Annotated in this window: 29 protein-coding genes and 1 pseudogene; 9 read left to right on the top strand and 21 right to left on the bottom strand. The window is 63.7% G+C overall.

Features of this window, described 5'->3' with window-relative positions:
* From ACN0YF_RS11460 to surE, 5 genes and pseudogenes are all read right to left on the bottom strand, one after another.
* Positions 1–549 (bottom strand): annotated as a pseudogene (locus ACN0YF_RS11460) (protein translocase subunit SecD); the annotation flags it as partial.
* Between the two features lie 28 nt (positions 550–577).
* The gene (yajC, locus tag ACN0YF_RS11465) at positions 578–886 is read right to left on the bottom strand and encodes a preprotein translocase subunit YajC (RefSeq protein ID WP_417482550.1); all 309 of its coding nucleotides are present in this window, start codon (positions 884–886) and stop codon (positions 578–580) included.
* 121 nt (positions 887–1,007) lie between these two features.
* Positions 1,008–1,931, bottom strand: coding sequence for a LysM peptidoglycan-binding domain-containing protein (locus ACN0YF_RS11470; protein WP_417494490.1), 924 nt, complete (start codon positions 1,929–1,931; stop codon positions 1,008–1,010).
* 189 nt (positions 1,932–2,120) lie between these two features.
* A complete protein-coding gene (locus ACN0YF_RS11475) occupies positions 2,121–2,762 on the bottom strand; it encodes a protein-L-isoaspartate(D-aspartate) O-methyltransferase (RefSeq protein ID WP_417482595.1) in 642 nt (213 codons plus the stop codon).
* Positions 2,763–2,788: 26 nt separating this feature from the next.
* Positions 2,789–3,586 carry a 5'/3'-nucleotidase SurE gene (gene surE / locus ACN0YF_RS11480; protein ID WP_417494491.1) on the bottom strand — a complete coding sequence of 266 codons (798 nt, stop codon included), beginning with the start codon at positions 3,584–3,586 and terminating at the stop codon, positions 2,789–2,791.
* A gap of 250 nt (positions 3,587–3,836) precedes the next feature.
* On the opposite strand from surE, the gene ACN0YF_RS11485 reads away from it, so the two are divergent.
* Positions 3,837–4,067: a hypothetical protein gene (locus ACN0YF_RS11485; protein WP_417494492.1), complete on the top strand. Its 231-nt coding sequence runs from the start codon at positions 3,837–3,839 to the stop codon at positions 4,065–4,067.
* 6 nt (positions 4,068–4,073) lie between these two features.
* Here the strand turns inward: ACN0YF_RS11485 and ACN0YF_RS11490 are convergent, their stop codons facing one another.
* From ACN0YF_RS11490 to ACN0YF_RS11540, 11 genes are all read right to left on the bottom strand, one after another.
* Entirely contained in the window at positions 4,074–4,367 is a 294-nt protein-coding gene (locus tag ACN0YF_RS11490; protein ID WP_417494493.1) for a type II toxin-antitoxin system RelE/ParE family toxin, read from the bottom strand.
* 3 nt (positions 4,368–4,370) lie between these two features.
* Positions 4,371–4,613 (bottom strand): type II toxin-antitoxin system ParD family antitoxin, encoded by a 243-nt coding sequence (locus ACN0YF_RS11495; protein WP_417494494.1) that lies wholly within the window; start codon positions 4,611–4,613, stop codon positions 4,371–4,373.
* A gap of 320 nt (positions 4,614–4,933) precedes the next feature.
* A complete protein-coding gene (gene serS / locus ACN0YF_RS11500; protein WP_417494495.1) occupies positions 4,934–6,211 on the bottom strand; it encodes a serine--tRNA ligase in 1,278 nt (425 codons plus the stop codon).
* 67 nt (positions 6,212–6,278) lie between these two features.
* The gene (tatC, locus tag ACN0YF_RS11505; protein ID WP_417494496.1) at positions 6,279–7,085 is read right to left on the bottom strand and encodes a twin-arginine translocase subunit TatC; all 807 of its coding nucleotides are present in this window, start codon (positions 7,083–7,085) and stop codon (positions 6,279–6,281) included.
* A 5-nt stretch (positions 7,086–7,090) separates the two neighbouring features.
* Positions 7,091–7,516 (bottom strand): Sec-independent protein translocase protein TatB, encoded by a 426-nt coding sequence (gene tatB / locus ACN0YF_RS11510; protein ID WP_417482558.1) that lies wholly within the window; start codon positions 7,514–7,516, stop codon positions 7,091–7,093.
* A 5-nt stretch (positions 7,517–7,521) separates the two neighbouring features.
* The gene (locus ACN0YF_RS11515; protein WP_417494497.1) at positions 7,522–7,734 is read right to left on the bottom strand and encodes a twin-arginine translocase TatA/TatE family subunit; all 213 of its coding nucleotides are present in this window, start codon (positions 7,732–7,734) and stop codon (positions 7,522–7,524) included.
* A 79-nt stretch (positions 7,735–7,813) separates the two neighbouring features.
* Positions 7,814–8,629, bottom strand: coding sequence for an SMC-Scp complex subunit ScpB (gene scpB / locus ACN0YF_RS11520; RefSeq protein ID WP_417494498.1), 816 nt, complete (start codon positions 8,627–8,629; stop codon positions 7,814–7,816).
* Entirely contained in the window at positions 8,622–9,482 is an 861-nt protein-coding gene (locus ACN0YF_RS11525) for a segregation and condensation protein A (RefSeq protein ID WP_417494499.1), read from the bottom strand. Before ACN0YF_RS11525 ends, scpB begins: the two co-directional genes overlap by 8 nt.
* Positions 9,454–10,470, bottom strand: a complete 1,017-nt coding sequence (nagZ, locus tag ACN0YF_RS11530) for a beta-N-acetylhexosaminidase (RefSeq protein ID WP_417494500.1) — start codon at positions 10,468–10,470, stop codon at positions 9,454–9,456. Before nagZ ends, ACN0YF_RS11525 begins: the two co-directional genes overlap by 29 nt.
* Positions 10,467–11,324 carry an SPOR domain-containing protein gene (locus ACN0YF_RS11535; RefSeq protein WP_417494501.1) on the bottom strand — a complete coding sequence of 286 codons (858 nt, stop codon included), beginning with the start codon at positions 11,322–11,324 and terminating at the stop codon, positions 10,467–10,469. Before ACN0YF_RS11535 ends, nagZ begins: the two co-directional genes overlap by 4 nt.
* Positions 11,325–11,433: 109 nt before the next feature.
* On the bottom strand, positions 11,434–12,642 hold the full coding sequence (locus tag ACN0YF_RS11540; RefSeq protein ID WP_417494502.1) for a deoxyguanosinetriphosphate triphosphohydrolase: 1,209 nt from the start codon (positions 12,640–12,642) through the stop codon (positions 11,434–11,436).
* Between the two features lie 65 nt (positions 12,643–12,707).
* Here ACN0YF_RS11540 and erpA point away from each other — a divergent pair, with 65 nt between their 5' ends.
* Genes erpA through ACN0YF_RS11555 form a run of 3 tightly spaced genes read left to right on the top strand, consistent with a single transcriptional unit; the run spans position 12,708 to position 14,136 of the window.
* Positions 12,708–13,037, top strand: coding sequence for an iron-sulfur cluster insertion protein ErpA (erpA, locus tag ACN0YF_RS11545; RefSeq protein WP_417494503.1), 330 nt, complete (start codon positions 12,708–12,710; stop codon positions 13,035–13,037).
* 57 nt (positions 13,038–13,094) lie between these two features.
* Positions 13,095–13,442: a DUF1428 domain-containing protein gene (locus tag ACN0YF_RS11550; RefSeq protein ID WP_417494504.1), complete on the top strand. Its 348-nt coding sequence runs from the start codon at positions 13,095–13,097 to the stop codon at positions 13,440–13,442.
* A gap of 7 nt (positions 13,443–13,449) precedes the next feature.
* The gene (locus ACN0YF_RS11555) at positions 13,450–14,136 is read left to right on the top strand and encodes a nitroreductase (protein ID WP_417494505.1); all 687 of its coding nucleotides are present in this window, start codon (positions 13,450–13,452) and stop codon (positions 14,134–14,136) included.
* Here ACN0YF_RS11555 and ACN0YF_RS11560 read toward each other — a convergent pair.
* Positions 14,133–14,513 carry a hypothetical protein gene (locus tag ACN0YF_RS11560; protein WP_417494506.1) on the bottom strand — a complete coding sequence of 127 codons (381 nt, stop codon included), beginning with the start codon at positions 14,511–14,513 and terminating at the stop codon, positions 14,133–14,135. The two genes, ACN0YF_RS11555 and ACN0YF_RS11560, sit on opposite strands and share 4 nt — an antisense overlap.
* Positions 14,514–14,601: 88 nt before the next feature.
* Here ACN0YF_RS11560 and ACN0YF_RS11565 point away from each other — a divergent pair, with 88 nt between their 5' ends.
* The 5 genes from ACN0YF_RS11565 (at position 14,602) to ACN0YF_RS11585 (ending at position 17,521) form a co-directional block, all read left to right on the top strand.
* Positions 14,602–15,390 (top strand): exodeoxyribonuclease III, encoded by a 789-nt coding sequence (locus ACN0YF_RS11565; RefSeq protein WP_417494507.1) that lies wholly within the window; start codon positions 14,602–14,604, stop codon positions 15,388–15,390.
* Between the two features lie 186 nt (positions 15,391–15,576).
* A complete protein-coding gene (locus ACN0YF_RS11570) occupies positions 15,577–15,936 on the top strand; it encodes a hypothetical protein (protein ID WP_417482568.1) in 360 nt (119 codons plus the stop codon).
* On the top strand, positions 15,933–16,748 hold the full coding sequence (locus ACN0YF_RS11575; protein ID WP_417494508.1) for a DUF2145 domain-containing protein: 816 nt from the start codon (positions 15,933–15,935) through the stop codon (positions 16,746–16,748). The genes ACN0YF_RS11570 and ACN0YF_RS11575 overlap by 4 nt, the downstream gene beginning before the upstream one ends.
* Positions 16,749–16,864: 116 nt before the next feature.
* On the top strand, positions 16,865–17,152 hold the full coding sequence (locus tag ACN0YF_RS11580) for a type II toxin-antitoxin system RelE/ParE family toxin (RefSeq protein WP_417494509.1): 288 nt from the start codon (positions 16,865–16,867) through the stop codon (positions 17,150–17,152).
* Positions 17,153–17,203: 51 nt separating this feature from the next.
* The gene (locus tag ACN0YF_RS11585; RefSeq protein WP_417494510.1) at positions 17,204–17,521 is read left to right on the top strand and encodes a HigA family addiction module antitoxin; all 318 of its coding nucleotides are present in this window, start codon (positions 17,204–17,206) and stop codon (positions 17,519–17,521) included.
* 16 nt (positions 17,522–17,537) lie between these two features.
* On the opposite strand, the gene ACN0YF_RS11590 is transcribed toward ACN0YF_RS11585, so the two are convergent.
* From ACN0YF_RS11590 to ACN0YF_RS11605, 4 genes are all read right to left on the bottom strand, one after another.
* Positions 17,538–18,494 carry a DUF3137 domain-containing protein gene (locus tag ACN0YF_RS11590; RefSeq protein ID WP_417494511.1) on the bottom strand — a complete coding sequence of 319 codons (957 nt, stop codon included), beginning with the start codon at positions 18,492–18,494 and terminating at the stop codon, positions 17,538–17,540.
* A gap of 33 nt (positions 18,495–18,527) precedes the next feature.
* Entirely contained in the window at positions 18,528–21,197 is a 2,670-nt protein-coding gene (locus ACN0YF_RS11595) for a valine--tRNA ligase (protein ID WP_417494512.1), read from the bottom strand.
* A 71-nt stretch (positions 21,198–21,268) separates the two neighbouring features.
* A complete protein-coding gene (locus ACN0YF_RS11600; protein ID WP_417494513.1) occupies positions 21,269–21,895 on the bottom strand; it encodes a DUF2497 domain-containing protein in 627 nt (208 codons plus the stop codon).
* A gap of 91 nt (positions 21,896–21,986) precedes the next feature.
* The gene (locus ACN0YF_RS11605) at positions 21,987–23,369 is read right to left on the bottom strand and encodes a TolC family outer membrane protein (protein WP_417482576.1); all 1,383 of its coding nucleotides are present in this window, start codon (positions 23,367–23,369) and stop codon (positions 21,987–21,989) included.
* Between the last annotated feature and the right edge of the window lie 34 nt (positions 23,370–23,403).

Genomic DNA, 23,403 nt, shown 5'->3' on the forward strand with positions numbered 1-23,403 from the left:
GATCGACTGCGTGACGGTGCGGGTACGGATGGCCTCAAGCTGTTCCGGCGTCACGCTGATGCGGATGGCATTGGCATCGCCGGAATCGCGGCGGATATTCAGCGTCTGCGCCAGGCCCGGCTGGCCCAGCGTCGTCGTGACCGGCTGCGACAGTTCGGAGAGACGTTCAAAAGCCGCATCGCGGTCATCCGCACGCGCCATCAGAACGACGACTTCCTCACCGATCACCGCGACACTGCGCGCCAGAAGTGGCGGCGTTTCACCGCGCAGGGTCTGACGGGCATCGGCAGCGAGGGTCTCGAGCTGACCCGCACGAACCTCGGCCATGTTTACTTCAAAGACGATATGCGAACCGCCCTGCAAATCGAGGCCAAGATTGACGGTGCTGCTGGGAATCCAGCGCCAGATACCGCGCGGTTCGCGCGAATTGTCGATCTCGTTGATGCTGTAGCGCTCGGATTCCGGAACCAGGTTCGGAATCGTGTACAGCACCCCCAGAAGAATGATGGCAAAAATGGAAAAAAGCTTCCAGCGCCCGAATTGCAGCATGATGGCGAACCTTGTTCAGCAGGAGCGTTCAGGTATTGGCCGCATCATTGGCGGGCTTCGGCTCGGTGCGATTGCGGACATCGGCGATCGTGTGCTTGATGAGCCGGACTTCGACACCCTTGGACAGCTCGATCACGGCTTCGGCCTCTTCGACCTTCATCACCTTGCCGACCAGACCGCCCTGGGTGACGACGACATCGCCGCGCTTGAGCGCCTCGATCATGTCCCGGTGTTCCTTGGCGCGCTTCTGTTGCGGACGGATCAGCAGGAAATAGAAGACGAGGCCCATCAGGATGAGCATCGGGATCGGCGATTCGAGGATGGTCTGGAGATTCATGCTGGGCTCCGCTTGCCGGGAGCCTGCCGCCGCATCGGGGCAGGCCGAATTCAGTTTGGCCGGACTATATCGGGGCGGCGGCGGGTTGCAACAAGACTGACTGCAGGAAAATTTGCTTCACTCAGCGCAAATGGCGCATCGGATCTTCCGGATTGACGCCGCGGCGGATCTCGAAATGCACCTGGGCGACCTCGACCGTACCGCTCGAACCGGCCGCGGCAATCACCTGACCGCGGGTGACCTGGTCGCCCTCGCGCACCATCAGGCGGCTGTTATGGGCGTAGGCCGTGACGAAACCGCCATCATGGCGCAGCAGGACAAGCTGGCCATAACCGGCCAGTTCCGAACCGGCATAGACGACCTGGCCGGCAGCAGCGGCGCGCACCTCATCGCCGGTACGGGCCGCGATATTGATGCCGTCATTGCGGCTGCCATCGGGCTTGCGGCCAAAACTGGACAGGACCTCGCCGCGGATCGGCCAGTCAAAGCTGACCGCCGTATTGGCGGCCGGCTGGGCCGTCGGCTGTGCCGCGGGTGCCGATGTCCGCGTCGGCGTCGGTGTCGGGCGGCGAGAGGTGGTGGCTGGCGCGCTGGTGCGGCGCGTGGGTGCAGCGCTGGCGACCGAGGCGCCGCGCGGCAGCCGGATCGACTGACCGACCTCGAGCTCGTAGGGCGCAGGAATGCCGTTATGGCTGGCCAATTGCTGGAAGGGAATGTCGTAGCGGAGCCCGATCCGGTAGAGATTTTCACCGCGTTGCACGACATGAACCGCCGCCTGCGGCATGGACAGGGTCTGGCCCGGACGCAGCGTATAGGGACGGCTCAGACCATTGGCACTCGCGAGCGCCGCCATTTCGACACCGCAGCTTTCGGCGATTTCCGACAGGGTATCGCCGGAGCGCACGGTATAACTGCCACCGGAACAGCTCATCGAAGCGGCGCGCCCGGCGCTGCCCGAATAGGTTGGAACATTGCGATAATCGACGCGCGCAGGCTCGCGCGGCGTCGACGAACACCCCGCCAGCCCTGCTCCCAGGGCCGCCATAACGCAGATCAAGACATTCCAGCGCATCGTCCCGACACGGACCTCCGGCTATTCGTTCCGGCGATATCAAGCCAGAGAAGACTTAACCGGCGGTTAGCCATGCGGGGGAAATGCGGAAGATTGCGAAGACCAGCCTTTCCTCGTCATCCTGGCGCAGCTTTATTGGATGATGTCTTTACGTGAAAACGCCTACAGCGACTTCGCCTCGCCCTTCACCAGCGGCACGAAGCGCACATCCATGATGTCGCTCGAGGTCAGCTCGTCGCCCTCGCGCTGATAGCGCACCAGCACCTGTTTGGTGCCGCGATCGACCGGGGCGATGGCGATGCCGCCATCCTTCAGCTGGGCCAGGATCGCATCCGGGCGCACCGGGGCGGAAGCCGTGAGGATGATACGGTCAAACGGCGCCTGTTCCGGCCAACCCAGTGTGCCATCACCAACCCGGGTGACGATATTGTTGAGCCGCATGGCGGCAAAGCGCGCCTCGGCCTCTTTCGACAGGGTGCGATAGCGCTCGACCGAATAAACGCGCCGCGCCAGCCGCGACAGTACCGCGGCCTGGTAGCCCGAGCCGGTACCGATCTCGAGCACCTTGCAGCGATCATCGAGTTTGAGGGCCTGGGTCATCAGGGCCACGATCAGTGGCTGGGAAATCGTCTGGCCGCAATCGATCGGCAGGGCGCGGTCGTCAAACGCCTGGTCGCCAAAACGCTCCGGCACGAAGAGATCGCGCGGCGTGCGCTCGATCGCCGCGAGCACGCGCGCATCGGTGACACCGCCGCCCCGCAGCGCCATCACCAGCTGGATCATGCGCGGATCGGGCATTTTCATCGCGTCAGACATGGACCGGTCCGTTCTCAGCTGCGCGGCGGCGCGCCGCCCAGCATGCGCTTGAGATTGCCGAGTGTCTCGCCGTGGGTGAGGTCCATGTGCAGCGGCGTCACCGAGATCTTGCCCTCATAGATGGCGCGCAGGTCAACGCCCTCGGGCGGATTGGACAACAGGCCCTTGAAGGCGAGCCAGTAATAATCCTCGCCGCGCGGGTCGACGCGGTGCTCGGCGTGCAGGATATGCTGGTCGCGCCAGCCCTGGCGGGTGACCTCGACTTCCTTGACATCCTCGACCTTGGCATCGGGGAAATTGATATTGATCAACACATCTTTCGGCCATTTCAGATCGAACAACCGCCGCAGGATCGGCGCGCCAAAGGTCTGCGCCGTCTCCCACTCGATCGGATCGCCCTTCTTGAAGCCATAGGCCTGCGACAGGGCGACCGAAGGAATGCCCAGCTGCATGCCCTGCATCGCGCCGGCGACCGTGCCGGAGAAGGTGACGTCCTCGGCGATATTCTGGCCGCGATTGACGCCGGACAGGATGAGGTCGGGCTTCTTGCCCTTGACCAGGTCCTGCACCCCGATCAGCACCGCATCGGTCGGGGTGCCGGAAACCGAGAAGCGCCGCTCGTCATATTCACGGATCCGCAGCGGCGCGTGCAGGGAGAGCGAGCGCCCTGCACCCGACTGTTCCAGCGCCGGCGCCACGATCCAGACATCATCCGACAATTCGCGCGCAATCGCCTCGAGCACCTTGAGCCCGCGCGCATGCACGCCATCATCATTGGTGAGCAGAATACGCGGATTGGTCTTCGGGATCATGGCGGGCGTCTCTCATGGCGGCGTTCAGGTCGCCCGCTTCTAGACGATGGGAGACGCGCTGCACATAGCGCGATGCGGTGGCGGGGGGCGGGCGTCGGTGATTCTCGCCCACGGCCGGGCGACGCGCCTTCCCCTTCCTGGATGGAAGCGGTGCCGGCAAAGCCGGCGGAACCGGTGACGATGCCGGGCTCCACAGCTTGGGGCGATTGTGGTAAATTTCGCCCGTCGCCCCGATTTCCTGGAAACAGCCATGCTCCCCGCCTCCTTGCTATTCGGCACCCGCTTCAGCCACGAAGACCTCATGGCCATCCGTGAGCGCGCGACCAATAAGGGCCGCAGCATCGCCGATGTTTTTGCCGCAGCCGTCGAAGATCAGGTCCGGCAACGCCAGCAGGCCGGTGTGCGACCGGAGGTCAGGGCCTTGATGGACGCGGGGCATCGCAAATATGCGCGAGTATTTGAGGCGCTGGCGCGGATGTGAGACGGTTTACCGCCCCGCCTCGTCCCAATCCTCGTGTCCATGTCGAACGCGCAGAATCTCGATTCGCGCCGCATCTGCCTCCCGATAGATCACGACGTGCGAGCCACAGGCATGGATCCGCACAGGCGGATCGATCTCCATCCGCAGGCGGGCCATATGAGGATTTGCAGCAAGCCGCTCGAAGCTTGCGATAAGAGCGGCGAAATAGGCCTCCGCTCGGGCGACACCAAACTGCTTGGCGCCTTCGCGATATATGCCGACCAGATCGGCCTCCGCAGCCCGCGTCAGCCGATAGCGCATCGCCTAGTCCGTCTCTGAGAGCCCGCGTGCCTCGGCCAGCACATCGGCAATCGGACGGTCGCTGAACCCGCTCGCAAGGCCCTCGCCGACCAGCTGCTGGATATTCGCCAGCTTCGCAGCCCGGTCCTGGTCACGGCGGATCAGGTCGCGGACATAATCGCTGGAATTGCTGTAGCGCCCTGTCGCGGCCTGCGCCTCGACCCAGTCCTTCATCCCTTCAGGGAGCGAGATATTCATTGTGGCCATATTGCCCTCCACGATCGCGATGGCAAAGATTGGCGGATTTCTGGCAAAGCATCAAGCGCGGGGCCGGGGGCCATGCCGCCTTGTGTCACGCCCGCAACTTATCCGTCTGCCGCGCCGCGCCCGTATACTGGCAGGGACGAAAACGATGCGGCAGGCGGAGAATCGGGAAAATGGATCGGAAAACGCCTCGGAAACACATCAACAAGCTGGTTTCATTGCCCTTTGTCGACACAAAGTCCGAAACCAAACTGTCACCCAGGCACACCCCCGGCACCAACAGCGCCACACCAGGCCACCATCAAGGTCACACCGGGAGCAAACTACGCCTCCAGCCGCTCCAGCCCGCCCATATAGGGGCGCAGCACAGCGGGGATGGTGATCGAGCCGTCGGCATTCTGGTGGTTTTCCATCACCGCCAGCATGGCGCGGCCGACGGCGACGCCGGAACCGTTGAGCGTGTGCAGGAAGGCCGGTTTCTTCTCGCCCTCCTTGCGATAGCGCGCATTCATCCGGCGGGCCTGGAACTCACCGCAATTGGAGCAGGAGGAGATCTCGCGATAGGTGTCCTGGCTGGGCAGCCAGACTTCCAGGTCATAGGTGCGCTTGGCCGAAAAACCCATATCGCCATTGCACAGCAGCATCACCCGGTAGGGCAGCTCCAGCAATTGCAGGACTTTCTCGGCACAGCCGGTCATGCGGTCGAGTTCGGCGGCGCTGTCTTCCGGCTTCACCAGGGACACCATCTCCACCTTCTGGAACTGGTGCATGCGGATCATGCCGCGCGTATCGCGCCCGGCCGATCCGGCCTCGGCGCGGAAACAGGGCGTATAGGCGGTCATGCGCATGGGCAGCGTGTCTTCGGGATGGATCGCATCGCGCGCCAGATTGGTCAGCGGCACTTCCGCCGTCGGGATCAGCCAGCGGCCATCGGTGGTGCGGAACAGGTCGTCGGCAAATTTGGGAAGTTGGCCGGTACCGAACATGGCTTCATCGCGCACCAGATAGGGCGGGCTGACTTCGGTATAGCCGTGCTCACCGGTGTGTAGATCGAGCATGAACTGCGCCAGCGCACGCTCCAGCCGGGCCAGTCCACCCTTGAGCGCCACGAAGCGGGCACCGGACAGGGCGGCGGCGGCCTCGAAATCCATCTGGCCGAGGCCCTCGCCGAGATCGACATGGTCCTTCGGCTCGTAATTGAAGGCTTTCGGCTCGCCCCAGCGGCGGATTTCCAGATTGTCGTTCTCATCCTTGCCCAGCGGCACATCGGCCTCGGGCAGATTGGGCAGGGCTGCGAGATGCTGGCTCAGCGCCTCGTCGAAATGCTTCGCCTGCTCGCTGCTCTCCTCAAGCACGGCCTTGAGCCGGTCGACCTCGCTGCGCAGACGGTTGAATTCAGCCTCATCGCCGCTCGCCTTGGCGCGCCCGACCAGTTTGGACAGGGCATTGCGCTCGGTCTCGGCCTCCTGCTGGCGTCCGAGCGCCTCGCGGCGCTTGCTGTCGAGGTCAAGCAGGACCGGCGATTGCGGTTCCATGCCCCGGCGGGCCAGGGCGGCGTCGAAAGCGGCGGCATCGTCGCGGATGAGCTTGATATCGTGCATGGCGGTGATCTCGGTTCAACAGGGTGTCAGCGGGCTATAACCCTCGCCGCCGCTGGCGTAAACCGGGTCAGGCCTCGTCGACCTCTGTCGATTTCGGTTCCATCCAGCGCATCAGGCCAACGGAGATGAAAAAGAGCAGCAGCAGGGCCGAGCCGAGCATGATCTGGCTGATCGGATCCGGCGGCGTCACGAAGGCCGCAAACAGGGCAATCCCGACAACGGCAAAACGCCAGCTGCCGAGCATCTGCTTCGAATTGATAATCCCGGCCTTGGCCAGCAGCATCATCAGGATCGGCATCTGGAAGGAGATTCCGAACACCAGCATCAGCGTGGTGATCAAATTCATGTAGTCGGAGACATTGAGCAGAAGCTCGATCGAGATCCCCGGCCCCGCACTGGCCTGCTCCTGGCCGAGCGAGAAGCGCATCACCATCGGCAGGACGAGGAAATAGACAAAGCTCACCCCGGCCGCGAACAGGATGGGCGACAGCGCCAGGAAGGGCGCGAAAGCCCCGCGCTCATTCTTGTACAGGCCCGGCTGGACAAAGCCGTAGACCTGCCAGGCGATCACCGGGAAGGTCACCATGATGGCGCCGACCAGGGAGAGTTTGAGTTTGACGAAGAAGAATTCCAGCGGCGCAAAGAAATTCGCCGTCAGGTCAAGCTCCTCCACCGGCACACCGCGCACCAGAGAAGCCGCCTGGCTATAGGGCGCGAGCAGCCATTCGTAGAGCAGGCCGGAGATCAGGAAACAGCCGATGAAGCCCGCCGTCAGGAAGGCGATCACCAGCAGGAGGCGCTGACGCAGCTCGATCAGATGATCCATCAGCGGCGCGCGGCTCGACTCCACCTCGTCATGTTCGATTTCGGCCATGGGGGCTATTCGTCGTCCCTGGAGGCATCTGGCCGGGCAGGCTCGGAAGGCTCGGGTTGGGGCTTGGAGGCCACGGGCCGCGGCGGTTGCGGCGCACCGAAACCCGCATCGCCGATCCGGTTGGCGCTGGCCATTTTCAATTGCCTGATTTTCTCGTTCTGGGCTTCAAGCGCAACCTTGTCGAGTTCACCGGAGATTTCCTCGATCGGATTGCCGTTCTTCAAGGCTTCGATTTCCTTGCGCAAATCAGCCAGTTCGCTCTCGCGACCGAGTTCGTCGAAACTGGCCTGGAAATCTCTCGCCATACCGCGTGCCTGCCCCAGCAGGCGCCCGATCCGGCGCATCAGCACCGGCAATTGTTGCGGGCCGACCACGACCAGGGCCAGAACCAGCACGACAAGCATTTCCGGCATTCCGATGCCGGGAGCCATGACGGTTAAACTCCGGTTTTTTCGTCTTCGCGCGCCGCGGCGTCGAGGCCGGGAGCCGGAGCGGCGGCGTCATCGCCTTCGCCGTCCTCGTCCTCATCCTTCAGCCCCTTGCGGAAGCTGGTGATGCCCTTGGCAAAATCGCCCATAACGGCTGCAATCTTGCCGCGGCCACCAAACAGCAGCACCGCGAGCAATACGACGAGAAGGATTTGCCACATTCCGGGAGCCATTTGCCCCTCCGTCTAACCAATTGTTACAAGGTCTAATCCAGTTACCCGGCCCCGTCCAATGCGGGGTTCAGATATCTTCACCCTCAGCATCGCCATCATCATCCATGAAGTCGATATGAAATGTGCGCTGATCCTCGTCATCAAGCGGATCCTCGTCATCACTGTCGCCCTCATGGCGGCCCGGATCGGGCACGAAGAAATCCGCCGGGATGCGGGCATCGAGCAGGCCGGCGGCCTTGAGGTCGGCCTGGCCGGGCAGATCGCCGATCGAGGCAAGGCCGAAATACTCCAGGAAGCGCGGCGTGGTGCCATAGGTCAAAGGCCGGCCCGGCGTGCGGCGGCGGCCGCGCGGTCGGATCCAGCGCAGCTCGAACAACAGGTCCAGCGTGCCCTTGGAGACCGCCACACCGCGGATTTCCTCGATCTCGGCGCGGGTGACCGGCTGGTGATAGGCGATGATGGACAGCGTCTCGAGCGCTGCCTGGGAGAGTTTGCGCGGTTCCTGGCGCACCTCATTGAGCGCTTCGGCCAGATCCGGCGCCGTCTCGAAACGCCAGCGCCCGCCGACCTCGACCAGACGCACGCCGCGCGAGGCATATTCCTCGGCCAGGGTGGCCAACAATTCCTGGATATTGGCTTCCAGCGGCAACCGCCCGATCAGGGTTTCCTCGTCGAGCGGTTCGGCGGCGGCGAACAGCAGCGCCTCGAGCAGGCGCAGATTCTCCCGTTCGGTATCGACCGCCAGCCGCAGACCGAGCGCCTCGGACGCCTCGCGATCATCGGCCGGCCCCTGATGCACCGCGCGGGCCCGCAGGGCCGCAATCGCGTCGGTGATCGGATCGGCGACCGGCTCGGCCGTACGGATATCGTCGTCATCACTCATCGATGGTCTCGTTCCTGTCGCAGCCACGCACATAAAGCGGCGCATAGGGCTCGCGCTGGCGTAGCAGCGCATGCCCGTCCTTGGTGATTTCCAGCGCGGCCAGCACCGAGCTGGCGCGTACCGAACTCGACGGCGGCGGCTCGTCGCCAAGATCGTCCGCGTCGGGCAGCAGCGTATCAAATTCGCGCCAGTCCTTCACCTGCGGCAACAGCGTTTCCAGCCGCTCGCGCGCAGTTTCCAGACCGTAAACGCGCGGCACATGCGGCCGGTAGGTCGAGCGGATGCGTGCCGATCGCCGCGTCGCATAGGCCGAGAGCAGATCGTGCAGGTCGGCCTCATAAATCACCGAACGGGTCGAACGCACACCTTCCGGGGCGCCGCGCATGAAGACATCGCGGTCTTCCAGCGGCCGGGCATAGAGGGCCTCGCCGGCCGCGCGCATCGCATCAAGGCGGCGCAGCCGGAAGGCCAGGGCCTGGGCCAGCACCTCGACGGGCGCATCATCATCCTTGGGCGGTTTGGGCAGGAGGAGTTTGGACTTGAGGAAGGCCAGCCAGGCCGCCATCACCAGATAATCGGCCGCCAGATCCAGCCGTTTGCGGCTCGCCGCGGCCATGAAACCGAGATATTGCTCCGCCAGTTCCAGGATCGAGATGCGGGCGAGATCGATCTTCTTCTTGCGGGCCAGGGCGAGCAGGAGGTGCAAGGGGCCCTCGAACCCGTCGAGATCGACGACGAGCGCTTCCGTCTCGGCCTCCTCGGCCGCCTCGAAGCGCAATTCCTCCTCGAACTCCTCGCTCACATCGTCCTCATCGTCGGCACTGTCACCGTCTGGCCAGCTCCAGCAGCTCATTGAGCTCTGATTCGCCGGTTTCCGGGTCGAAATCCTCGATTACATCGCGGGCCTGTTCGGCCAGATGTGCCCGCTCAAGCGCCTTGCCGGCCAGGCGCGGCGCCGCTTCAGCGACCTGGCGCATCTCGCCGCGGTCGCCATTGCAATGCAGGAGAATATCACAGCCGGCCCGGATCGAGGCCTCGCCGCGCTGGCGGAAAGTGCCCGACAAGGCCTTCATGGAGAGATCATCGGTCATCAGGAAACCGTCAAAACCGATCTCGCCGCGGATCACATTGCCAACCACGTCCGGCGACGTGGTGGCCGGGTTTTCCGGGTCGATATCGGCGTAGACGATATGCGCCGTCATCGCCATCACGGCCGTGTTGAGCTTGCGGAAGGCGGCAAAATCCGTCTCCGAGAGCAGACCATGCTCCTCGGTGACACGCGGCAGCGCCAGATGGCTGTCGGCATCGGCGCGGCCATGGCCGGGGATATGCTTGATCACCGGCGCCACGCCGCCCGCCATCAGCCCGTCCATCGCCGCCTGGCCCAGCAGGGCGACAATATCCGGCGTCTCGCCAAAGGAGCGTTCGCCAATAATGTCGTCGGCGCCGGGAATGCGCAGATCGAGCACGGGCGCGCAATCGACATCAACGCCCACGCCGCGCAGCTCATGTGCCAGCAGACGGTGATTGAGCCTGACCGCCGCGATCGCCGCTTCCGGTTCGCGTTCAAAGAGATCGCCGAAGACCTGCGCCGGCGGCGCCTTGCGCCAGGTCGGCGGTTTCAGGCGGGCAACACGTCCGCCCTCCTGGTCGATCAGGATCGGCACATCGCGGCCGAGCGCATCGCGCAGGCTGCCGGTCAGGCGGGCAAGCTGTTTCGGCCCATCGATATTGCGCGCGAAAAGAATGAAGCCCCAGGGATCGGCATCGCGGAAGAAAGCCTTCTCGACCGTCGTGAGCTTGGGCCCCGACAATCCATAGATCGCGGCACTGATACTCATCGGCGCGCGACCAGGCAGTCCTGCCCGTCCTGCTGCAGCCGCGCACAATAGGCGACGGCCTCGTCGCGGCTGGAAAAGGCGGCGATGCGCAGACGGTGATAGGTGCCGCGCTCGGGAATATTGACCTCGACAACATCGGGCACGACGCCGGCAGCAATGCCGGAAAAGCGGGTGCGGAAGGCCAGCCAGGCGGCCTCGGCATCGTCCTGGGAGCGGAAGGAGGCGATCTGCACCACCCAGTTGCCACTGGTATCGACGGCGATGCCGGCTGCGGCCGGAGCGCGCTCGGGCGCAGGCTCGGGTTCGGGTTGACGCACAACGGGAGCTGGCCGGGGTTCCGGTTCAGCCTGTTGCGGCGCCGGCTCGGACACGGCGGGACGGTCGGGCGCCTGGCGCGGGACCACTTCGGTGGTTTGCGATGCTTCAGGCTGCGGCTGATCACCGGTCTGATCGGCATCAACAGTCTCGATCCGCAGGGCGGGCCGGTTCTCGTCGAGCGGCTCTTCAGGTCCGGGACGCGTGGTCACAGCCTCGTCGCTGTGATCCTCGCCGGTCAGCCGGTCATAGACATCCATGTCGGTATCGGGCGTCTGCTCGCCGCCGGGGTCGAGCGGACGCTCGCGATAGGGCTCGGTATTGGCCAGAAGGCGCGGCGCACCATCGCGGCCACTCTCGCGCAGGCCCTGATTATAGGCGCTCCAGACAACGCCGAGAAACAGCACGAAAACCGCAAAGGCCGCCGCGAGCAGCAGCGGGCCGCGGCGCGAATCCTCATCGCGCGCATCGAAAGTGGCGAACTCGTCGGTCGGAGGAGCATAGGCCCCGAGGCGAGCATCGTCGTCCTGATCCGTCATGGCATCCTGGCGTCTGATCCTGCGCCGCACGAATCGCGCGGTGCAACAAAACAATAGCACTCTCTCGAGCGCCGATTTAGCGAACTCTCAGCCGGTTTGCGGCCCACGACTAGAAATAGCCCTGGACCGTAAACAGGCGGCGATGTTCCTCAACCGCAAAACGGTCTGTCATCCCGGCGATATAATCGCAAACAGCACGCGCTGTCTGCGCCGAACCGGGCTGGCCCATGCCCGAACGCACATCCGGTGGCAGCACGCCGGGATCGGAGAGGTAGAGGTCGAACAGATCGCTCATCACCCGCTGCCCCTGGCTCATCATGCGATTGACCTTGTAGTGGCGGTACATATTGGCAAACAAATGCCGCCGCAGCGCCGCCAGGATTTCCAGCATCCCGTCGGAAAACGCGACCATCGGCCGGTCCAGCTGACGCAGCGCATCGGCGCTCTGCGGTTCCGCCTCCGCCAGCCGCCGCCGGGTTTCGTCGAGCACATCGCCGACCATCAGGCCGATCAGTTCGCGCACAGCCTCATGGATCAGCACAGTGCGCTTGATATCGGGCCAGCGCTTGTCGACGCGGCGGAAGATGTCGCCGAGCAGAGGCAGGTCGAGCAGCGGTTCCAGCTCCAGCAGGCCCGAGCGCAATCCATCATCGAGATCGTGATTATTGTAGGCGATATCGTCAGACAGTGCGGCGATCTGGGCCTCGAGCCCGGCATGGGTGTGAAGCTCCAGCGCCCGCCAGTCCTCGTAGTCGGTGAAGGCCCAGGCCAGACCGGAGCCATCGCCACCGGGCGCCATCAGCGGGCCGTTATGCTTGACCACACCCTCCAGCGTCTCCCAGGTCAGGTTGAGGCCGTCGAATTCCGGATAGCGCACTTCCAGCTTGGTGACGACGCGCAGGGTCTGGGCGTTGTGGTCGAAACCGCCAAACTCCTGCATCTTCTCCGCCAGCACGCGCTCGCCGGAATGGCCGAAGGGCGGGTGGCCGAGATCATGCGCCAGCGCCAGCGCCTCGGCGAGATCCTCGTCGCCGCCCAGCGCCCGGGCCAGGGTGCGGGCAATCTGGGAGACCTCCAGCGAATGGGTCAACCGGGTGCGATACTGGTCCCCCTCATGCGCCACGAAGACCTGGGTCTTCTCCTTCAGCCGCCGGAAGGCGCCGGAATGGATGATGCGATCGCGGTCGCGCTGGAAGGCATTGCGCATGGCGCTGCCGGGCTGGGGGAAATACCGCCCCTTCGATTGCGCCGGATGGCAGGCATAGGGGGCGCGAAACCGGTCATTGGCCGCTATCATCATGTCGCTTGGGCCTTTCATCAGCACCGGTGCGGGTCCATATAGAACATCAAGCTCTTAAACTGAACGCCGGATATGGCCTGATCATGACGACACCTGTGACACTGTCCGCCAATGCGGCCCGGCAGATCAATACCATCCTCGCCGCCCAGGGCGCAGCCAGCCTGCTGCGCATCGGCGTGGTCGGGGGTGGCTGTTCCGGATTTTCCTACACATTCGACCTCGACACCGAGGTCCAGGCCGACGATCTCGTGCTCGAGCGCGATGGTGCCAAGGTCGTGATTGACGAGGCCTCCCTGCCCTTCCTGGAAGGCTCGGAAATTGACTATGTCGATGAGCTGATCGGCGCCTCCTTCAAGATCCACAACCCCAATGCCACCGCCGCCTGCGGCTGCGGAACGAGTTTCTCGGTCTGACGCAGGTCCACGAAGCGCTGGCCTGGACCGCCAGCCTGTCCATCAAGGAGGGTTTTGATGGCCTATGTTCAGGGTTATGTCGCAGCCGTGCCGAATGCCAATCGAAAGGCGTTCGAGGACAGCAGCGAAATCATGATCGCCATGATGAAGGAATATGGCGCTCTGGAATGCGTCGACTGCTGGGGCGTCGATGTGCCCGATGGCAAGATCACCTCATTCCCGCGAGCGGTGAACAAGAAGGACGACGAGACCGTCACCTTCTCCTGGGCGATCTGGCCGGACAAGGCCACCTGCGACGCCGCAATGGAAAAAATAATGGCCGATCCGCGCATGACGCCGGACGTGATGCCCTTCGACGGCGAGCGAATGATCTTCGGAAGTTTTGAAAAGATTGGCGAGGGCTGAGCGCGACATGACAATCCCGCATGGCGTCGCTGGCGCCCTGGCCGCACGCATCTCCACACGCGCCTATCTCGACACCCCGGTCAGCGAGGCGCAAGTGCGCGAATTGCTGACGCTGGCAGCCCGCGCGCCCTCAGGCGGCAATCTCCAGCCCTGGCAGGTCAATGTCGTCACCGGCGCGGCCCGTCAGCGCGTGATCGATGCGGTCAAGGCGATTCAGGCGGAACACCCGTTCGGAGAGCCCGAGCTGGAATACCAGATCTATCCCAAGCCGATCATCGATCCCTGGCGCGCCCGGCGCTTCGCCTGCGGCGAGGCCGTCTATGCCTCGATGGATATTCCGCGCGAAGACAAGATGGCCCGTCTCACCCATGTCGCGCGCAATTTCGAATTCTTCGGGGCGCCGGTCGGGCTCTTCGTGTCGATCCACAAGGACATGCAGCCGGGCCAATGGTCGGATCTGGGCATGTTCATCCAGAGCTTCCTGCTCGCCGCCACCGAGGCCGGCCTTGGTACCTGCGCCCAGGAAGCCTGGTCGATCTATCCCAGGACCGTGAAGACCGCCGCCGGCATCCCAGCCGATTTCACCCTGTTCTGCGGCATCGCCCTGGGCCATGCCGACCCGGATGCGCCGGTCAACACGACGCGGACCGAGCGGGCGGATGTCGACGAGTTCGCGAGTTTTGCGGGCTTCTAGGCAGCGCAGACCAGCGCGCCGTCGCAAAACGCCTGCAGTGCCGCCAGCCAGCCCAACAGGCCAATCAGCCAGACCACCGGGATCGCAATCATCCACTTCAGGGCGGAGCCGCGTTGGCCGCCATTGAAACGCAACCAGCCAATCACCAGCGCCAGCAGTGCCGCCAAGGGTCCACAGGGCGAATAGACCGCGAAGACGGCGGCCGGCACCGGCAGGCCACCACCGCCCAGCATCCGCCAGGCGGGCTCCCACATCACCGATGAGGCAACGCCGAAGGCGATGATCACCAGGCTGGCGGAAATCAGCCAGGCCCGGCCCGGTCCGGATGCCGGGCTCGTCCCGGCTTCGTCGGTTTCATCCTGCACGTGTCTGCCCATCCCTGTTCATTCTGCGCTCTGACGGCTTCACTCAAACCGCAAATCGCCTAAGGTGCGGTCCTCTGCCGACAAAGCGAAGCGAACCGCCATGACCCTGACCCTCGCGTCCTGGAACGTCAATTCCATCAAGGCCCGCCTGCCCAATGTGCTCGACTGGCTCGGCGAAGCCAAGCCCGACATTGTCTGCCTGCAGGAGATCAAGACCGTCGATGAGGGCTTCCCGCGCGAAGAGATCGAACGGCTCGGCTATAACATCATTACCCATGGCCAGAAGACCTATAACGGCGTCGCCATCCTGTCGAAATTCCCGATCGAGGAGACCCTGCCCGGCCTGCCCGGCGATGAGAGCGACGAGCAGGCGCGCTATCTCGAGGCGGTGATCTCGGCACCCAGCGGCCCGATCCGTGTTGCCTCGATCTATCTGCCCAATGGCAATCCGGCACCGGGCCCGAAATATGATTACAAACTGGCCTGGATGGACCGCCTGGCGCGACATGCCGAAGGCCTGCTCAAGCTGGAAGAAGCCCTCATCCTGGCCGGCGATTACAATGTCATCCCGCGCGACAGCGATTGCTGGGATCCGGAAGTCTGGGAGATGGACGCCCTCGCCCTGCCGCAAAGCCGCGCCGCCTTCGACCGCCTCAAATGGCTCGGACTGACCGAAGCCTTCGAACAGCTCGATGGCCGCGCCCACCAGTACACATTCTACGATTACCAGGCCGGCCGCTGGAACAAGGGCCAGGGCATCCGCATCGACCACCTGCTGTGCTCACCACAGGCGGCGGATCATCTCGAAAGCATCGAAATCCACAAGAAGACCCGCGGCGAGCCCAAGGCCTCCGATCACATTCCGATCGTCGGGACATTTTCGCTCTAGGCGGGCGCATTTTCCTTTGAAATGAAATACTTGAAACGCTCGCCCGGGACCGGGCGAGGCCGGACTCCTGTAGCCTTTTTTCGACCCGATCTCACCTCCGGATATATGTGAATCGTATTTACGAACTTTGTTCGTTTACAAATCGGGAAACCGGAGTCATGGTTTGCCGGCGAAAAGGAGACCATCATGTTCAAACGCATCACACTTGCCTTCTGTCTCGCCCTGCCCCTGGCCACGCCCGCCGTGCACGCACAATCGGGCAATGCTTCGGCCCAGGCCTCCGGCGATCTCGTTGGCGGTTCTGTCGAGGTTGGCGCCACGCTGGCCTCCGCCGGCCTCACCGTCACCGCGGCCAGCGTCGTCGCGGTTGCCGGCACGACGGCGGCCATTGTCACTGCCGATCCCGACCTGGCCGCCGATACGCTCGAACTCGCCGGAGACATCGCCGCAGCCCCCTTCACAGGGAATGCGCCACTCGAGATTGATGACGCGATTATCGTTCCAGATGCAGCGCCGGATGTGCCCTATGGCGGGCGTCAGCCATGAGTTGGCGCGGGCTCACCCTGGCCCTGGCGCTGGGTCTGGCCGGGCCGCAAATCGCCGAGGCCGGCTCCAGCGCCACACCGGTCACCCCCTTCCCCGTCGAGGATTCCGCCGACTTCTCCAAACAGATCGAGCGTGAGCTCGCGAGCCAGGGCGCGCGCGTCGCCATGGTGTTCCGCACCGGGCGCGCCCGCGAGGACCTGCCCGCGGGCATTCGCTATACCCATGGCGCCTTCTGGGTCTATTCCGAGCTGGAGACCGTGGATGGCCGCCGCATTCACGGCTATGCGGTCCATAATCTCTATCATGGCGAGGACGACCGCCGGACCTCCTATCTGGTGCAGGACTGGCCGCTCAATTTCACCCAGGGCGATGTTGTCGGCGAGGCGGGAATCATCATCCCGACGCCGGAAATGCAGGCGCGGCTGGCCGCGATACTGGTCAGCGATGCCGAGACCCTGCATCAGCCGGACTACTCCCTGCTGTCCAACCCCCACGATCCGCGTTTCCAGAATTGCACGGAATACATGCTGGATCTGGTCGCGGCGGCGGCCTGGGAAACCCGTGACCGGAACCAGATCACGGCCAACCTCACGGCCTGGTTTGAACCGACCCCGGTGGAGGTCAGTCTGCTGGAACGCCTGCTCGGCCCGACGGTCGATGAACGGATCCGGCTTGAGGACCAGCGCGGCACGATCCGCACGGCCACCTATCGCTCACTGGCTGAATTCATGACCCGCTACGGCCTGTCCGAACGCGCCTATGAGATCACGGCGGACTTCCTGACGGAGGCAGGGCCCGGGCCCACGGGATAATCGCTGACAGCAAGGCGCGGCTCAGCCGGAGGAGGCGCTCCATGAAGGCCTGGTCTGGCAGGTAGCGGACCAAGCTCAAACTTTACAAGTTACGTACAGCGTAATATTCTCACGCCATGATCGTGTCGTGGAGAGACAAGGTTGCGCAGGCGCTTGCGGAAGAGGATCGCCCACCGGGAAATGCCCGGTGGCAGAATGTCAGCCGGATTGTTGTCCGCAAACTGGCGCAATTGCACGCAGCCGAAACACTGCTCGATCTTCGATCACCCCCTGGCAACAGGCTGGAAGCGCTCAGAGGTGATCGGCACGGCGAACACTCAATCCGGGTCAATGACCAGTGGCGGATCTGTTTTCGCTGGACGGATGACGGCCCGGCCGAAGTGGAAGTCGTCGACTACCACTAGCCTTAACGTGATCGATCACGGTGAAACGGAAACAGAATTATGCGTACAAACATGACCCATTCGACGGAAACACCGATGTTCGGGTTGCGGGTCCATCCCGGCGAGATACTGGTCGAGGACTTCATGAAGCCGCACGGCTTGTCTGCGAGTCAGCTGGCCCTGGCCTTGAACACCGCGCCCGCCAATGTCTCGCGCATCGTCAATGGCAAACAGGCCGTCTCGCCGGAAATGGCTTCGCGGCTGGCCTGCGCTTTCGGCACCACGGTCGGTTTCTGGATGAATTTGCAGAATAACTACGACCTCGCCTCGATCGGCAAGGCACGATGGGACGAGATCCGCAGCGAAGTACAAGCCGTCCGCGCGGCCTGACCGGCTCACCCGTTTCTCAGCCGCCCTCGCCCAGCACCGGCGGTTTGACCAGGTTTTCGATGATGTCGATTACCCGCGTCAGATCATCGATAATGGTCTTGATACGGGCCTCGTCGGCGAGCGGTTTGAACATCGAACCGGCCTCGAACTGATTGCCGGTCTCTGCCGCGATCAGCAGTTCGCCCTCACCGCTATGTTCGTCAAAGGCGGCGCGGACATTCTTGCCCTTGAGCGCCTTTTCCAGCCGGACCAGGCGTTCCATGAAGGCCGGGTCGAGCATATAGCGCGCCAGCACCTGATCGGTGCCATAGACCTCGAAGGCCTTTTCGAACTCGGGATCGACCAGGGCGACACGTTCAAGCTTTTTCGAACCGAAGGACCGGCCCAGCGCCGCGAGCCCGTTGAAAATGCCGGCATCGCGCGTGATCACGGTGACGCCCTCGACCTTGCGCGGGAAATTGATCCGGATCAGGACGCCGCGGAACACCGTGACCCAATGGGTCGATTTTCCGGAACGGCGCCGCTCCTCGAGATGGGCCTCATAGAGTTCGAAATCGCAGCCCAGCCGCTCGCCCGAGAAATGGTCCTCGAAACTGCAACGCGTATAGGAGGGCAACAGGCCATAGGCGCGGAAGGTTGCGAAGCGTGCCGGCTCGGGCGGCGCGAGGGCATAGTTGAGCTGGCAGACCTCGGCGATCTTGGAGTTGAGCTCGGCCTTGATCGACTTGCGCAGGCGTTCCATCCGCCGGCCACCGATCAGCATGCCGCCGACAAGGCCAAAGAAGGTCCCGATCAGCGGGAACATGAATTCCGGCTCGCGGGTATAGAAATACACGCCAGCGGCTAGCCCGATCAGGGCCATGCCCCCCGTCCAGGCGATGAAGCGCGACACGCTGGTCTTGCGTTCCGCTTCAAGCGAGGCGAGCCAAGGCTCCAGCGTCTCGCGCCAGAGCCCCTGAAATGCTTCGTTCATGCCGTCCCCCCCCCAGGTCAGTTCGTGGCCGGGCTACATCGCGGCGAGCCGCTCCAGCGCTTCGACCATTTTGACACGTTGCGTCGCATAGTCAGCCAGTTTCTCGCGCTGTTCGGCGACCAGGGCTTCGGGCGCATTGGCGATGAAACGCTCATTGCCGAGCTTGCCTTCCAGCCGCTTGATCTCGCCGTCGAGCTTGGCGATTTCCTTGCCGATGCGCGCGCGCTCGGCGTCGAAATCGATCACACCGGCGAGCAGCAGGGCAAAGGTCGCCTCGCCGACCACGGTCTGGGCCGAGGCTTGCGGTGCACTGTCGGACGGCGTCACACTGGCCAGGCGCGCCATGCGCTTGATCAGCGTGTCCTGACGCTCGAGCCGCGCCAGGGTTTCAGCCGAGGCCCCGATCACGGCGACATCAAGCTGGGCACCCGGCGGGATATTCATCTCGGCGCGCAGACGGCGGACATCCGTGACCAGACCGATCAGCCAGTCCATCTCGGCCTGGGCGTCCGGATCGGTGAGTCCGTCCAGCTGTGGCCAGGCGGCCGTGATCAACTGGGTGTCGCGGGTGCCGGTCTGGGCCCAGAGCTCTTCGGTGACGAAGGGCATGAAGGGGTGGAGGATTTTCAGCGCCTGGTCGAGCACGAAGGCGGTCGTCGCCCGCGTCTCGGCCTTGGCGGCCTCGTCATCGCCCATGAAGAGCGGTTTCGCGAGTTCCAGGTGCCAGTCGCAGAACACATTCCACACGAAGCGATAGGCCGCAGCCGCCGCCTCGTTGAAACGGAAACCATCGAGCCCGGCATTGACGGCTTTCACCGTCTGCTCGCACTCGGACAGGATCCAGCGATTGACGGTCTGCCTGACCGATTTCGGATCGAAGGCGGCGTCCGGCTTGCACTCATTCATTTCGCAAAAACGTGCGGCATTCCACAGCTTGGTGCCGAAATTGCGATAACCCTCAACGCGGTCCTTGGACATGCGGATATCGCGGCCCTGCCCGGCCTGGGCGGCCAGGGTGAAGCGCACGGCATCGGCGCCGTATTCGTCGATCAGCTCGAGCGGATCGATCACATTGCCCTTGGATTTCGACATTTTCTGGCCGTGCTCATCACGGACCAGGGCGTGGATATAGATATCCTTGAACGGCACCTCGCCCATGAAATGCAGGCCCTGCATCATCATGCGGGCGACCCAGAAGAAGATGATGTCGAAAGCGGTGATCAGAACCGAGGTCGGGTAGAAGCGCGCCAGTTCCGGCGTCTCCTCCGGCCAGCCCAGGGTCGAAAACGGCCACAGCGCCGAGGAGAACCAGGTGTCGAGCACGTCCTCGTCCTGGGTCAGCGCGACATCACGGCCATGCCGGGCGCGCGCCTGTTCCAGCGCCGCCGCCTCATTCTCGGCGACATAGACTTCGCCATCGGCGTCATACCAGGCCGGAATGCGATGCCCCCACCAGAGCTGGCGCGAGACGCACCAGGGCTGGATATTGCGCATCCATTCGAAATAGGTCTTTTCCCAATTCTTCGGATGGAAAGTGGTGCGCCCGTCCTCGACGGCAGTGATGGCGTCCTTGGCCAGCGTCGCGGCATCGACATACCACTGGTCGGTCAGCCAGGGCTCGATCACGACATTGGAGCGGTCACCGAAGGGCTGCATCACCAGCTTGTCCTCGACTTCGCGCAGCAAGCCGAGTTCGTCCATTCGGGCGACCAGAAGCTTGCGGACCTCGAAGCGGTCGAGGCCGCGCCATTCGGCCGGGATACGGTCGAGACCGCCCGTGCCGTCATCCTCGGTCAGGAAGCGGGCTTCGCGGTCGAGCAGGTTGATCTTGGGGAGGTCATGGCGTTTGCCGACCTCGAAATCATTGAAGTCGTGGGCCGGGGTGATCTTCACACAGCCGGTGCCCTGCTCCGGATCGGCATGTTCATCGGCGACGATGGGAATTTCGACATCGGCGATCGGCAGGCGGATCATCTTGCCGATCAGATGCTGGTAGCGCTCATCATCGGGATGGACAGCCACGGCGGCATCGCCGAGCACGGTTTCCGGGCGCGTGGTCGCCACGACCAGCTCGCCGGAGCCATCGGCCAGCGGATAGGCGAAATGCCAGAAATGGCCCTGGACTTCGCGGTTCTCGACTTCGAGATCGGAGATCGCGGTCTGGAAATGCGGGTCCCAGTTCACCAGGCGCTTGTCGCGATACATCAGGCCTTGCTGGTGCAGCTCGATGAAGACTTTCTGCACGGCAGCAGAGAGGCCGTCATCAAGCGTAAAGCGCTCACGGCTCCAGTCGCAGGAGGCACCGAGACGGCGCAATTGCCCCATGATCTCGCCGCCGCTTTCCGCCTTCCATTCCCAGACGCGCTCGACAAAGGCCTCGCGGCCCATATCGCGGCGTGATTGATTGCCTTCGGCGGCCAGCTGGCGCTCGACCACCATCTGCGTCGCAATGCCGGCATGGTCGGTGCCCGGCTGCCAGAGCACGCTGTCGCCCAGCATGCGCTTGTAGCGGATCAGCACGTCCTGCAGCGTATTGTTGAGCGCGTGGCCGATATGCAGACGGCCCGTCACATTCGGTGGCGGAATGACAATGCAGAAGGGATCCGCCTCGGGATCCTCCTTCGGCTTGAAGGCACCAGATGATTCCCAGCTCGTATAGAGACGGGTTTCGGCTTCGCGGGGGTCGAATGTCTTTTCCATCATGGGGCGCATGAATAAAGGGCACCGACTATTCAGTCGATGCCCTTTAATGAATTCAGCACTGCGTGCAGCAGTTAGCGGCGGCGGCGCGCCACCCGGTCGATCTCGGCCTGGACCTTTTCATCGACAATGCCCGGCAGGTTGGTGTCGAGCCATTCCTTCAGCATCGGACGCAGAAGCGCGCGGACCACGCCTTCCAGCGTGCGGCCTTCCTCGTCGGAAATGCGGATCGTGTCGGCCAGGGAATGGAAAGCCCCCATCGCCGCCTGGGCCGCAGGCTCGCTCATGAGCGCGTCTTCAATGTCGGCCTCGACCGTGTCCAGATCCATGACAGGTTCCGGTGCAGGTGCAGGAGCCGGTGCCGGCTCGGGCTCCGGTTCCTCGAATGCGACAATGTCCAGATCGTCATCGCGATCGACGATCATCAGATCATCATCGCCGACAATCGGATCGGTGCCGCCCTCGGGCTCATCGATCCGGTCCGTCAGTTCGAGAACGTCGCCGGCATCGCCCGCGTCGTCAGCATCACCAAAGATATCGTCGATCGCACTCTGATCGGCGGTTTCCGGTTCCGCTGCCGGCGCCGGAGCGGCGGGCTCGGCCTCGGCTTCGGCCGGGGCGTCGTCTTCATTGATGATCCGTCGGATGGAGGAGAGAATCTCCTCCATGGATGGTTCGTTATCGGCGGCTTGCTCTGCCATGGTCGCGCACGTCCCTAACCGGTCGTTTCTCGTATCAGGCGAATAAACCGGGCGCAGCCCTGCCTGTCCAGCCCAAGAATCTTTATTCAGGCTAATTCCAGGGTGTTAAATCAAAGTTAGGGAGTGAGAAACGATCCGGCTCGCCTGCCACATCATAGACTTCGACGTTCAGCCCCATGCGTTCAGCGGAAAGCAGCCCCATCGCCTGCAACAGGCGATAGCCAGCGACATAGGAGTCGCGCTCCGCCGTCACCAGGGTCAGCCGGGATGCCAGCAATTCCTGTTCTGCATCAAGCACATCAAGCGTGGTGCGCAAGCCGACATAGGCTTCCTGCTCGACACCGTCGAGCGCGATCTCATTGGCGCGGACCGCCTGGCGGCTCGATTCGATCACCGCCTGGGAGGTGATGTAGGCATTCCACGTATTGGTGACGCCCTCGGTCACCTGACGCCGGGCGAGCAGCGACTGCTGCCGGGTCTGTTCTTCCTGGGCAATCGCGGCGCGAACCCGCGAACGATTCAACCCACCGGTGAAAAGCGGCACGGAAATCTGTCCGACAATCGAGGTCGAGTCGCGCTCATCGCCCGCATAGGAGGCATCGCGCGAACCGGAGGCCGACGCCGACAGGGAAACCTGCGGGCGCAGCGAGCTGCGGGCCATGCGGATGGAATGGCTGGCTGCCTGCTCACCATATTGGGCAGCAAGCAGTTCCGGGCTGTAGCGGTAGGCGGTCTCGGCGGCATCGGCGAGATTGTCAGGCAATTCGGGCAAGGCTGGCGGATCCTGCAGCGTTGCCGGCGGCTGGCCGGTCACGCGCTCATAGGCGGCGCGGCTGGTGGCCAGCTGCGCCTGTGCTGCGGACAGCTCGGCCTGGGCGCCGGACAGGCGCGCCTCGGCCTGGGCAACATCGGTACGGGTGATCTCACCGACCTCGAAACGGTCGCGCGCGGCCTGGAGGTGCTGGGCCAGCACGTCGGCATTGCTGCGGCGGATATTCACGACTTCGGAATCGCGGCGCACATCCATGAAGGCGGTGATCGCATCGACCAGCACGGCCTGCTCGACCGCACGAAGATTTTCACGACCGGCATAGATCAGGGCCGTCGCCTGATCGACGGCGCCGCCATTATAGCCACCGCTATAGATCGACTGGTTCGCCGTCAGCGAATAATTCTTCGGGGTTGAATCGCTCTCGGAACTGCCGCTGAGCGGTGAGGACGGGCCGCTTACCGATTCGCTGTGCTGCGCACTGACCGAGGCCGAGGCCGAGACCTGCGGCAGATAACCGGCGCGCGCCTGGACCCGACCTTCGTCGGTGGCACGCAGCCGCGCTCGCTCGGCCTGCAAGGTCGGGTTGGAATTATAGGCCAGGGCCAGGCTTTCCTCGAGGCTCTGCGCCTGCGCCGCAGCGCCCATCGCCAGAAGCGATACACAGCCCGTCGCGGCCATCGCCCACATTTTCAAACGCGTCATCTGCAAATCCCTTTACCGGCAGCAAGCCAATATG

It is taken from the genome of Maricaulis sp., from assembly GCF_048270265.1.
In the GTDB taxonomy this organism is placed as follows: Bacteria; Pseudomonadota; Alphaproteobacteria; order Caulobacterales; family Maricaulaceae; genus Maricaulis.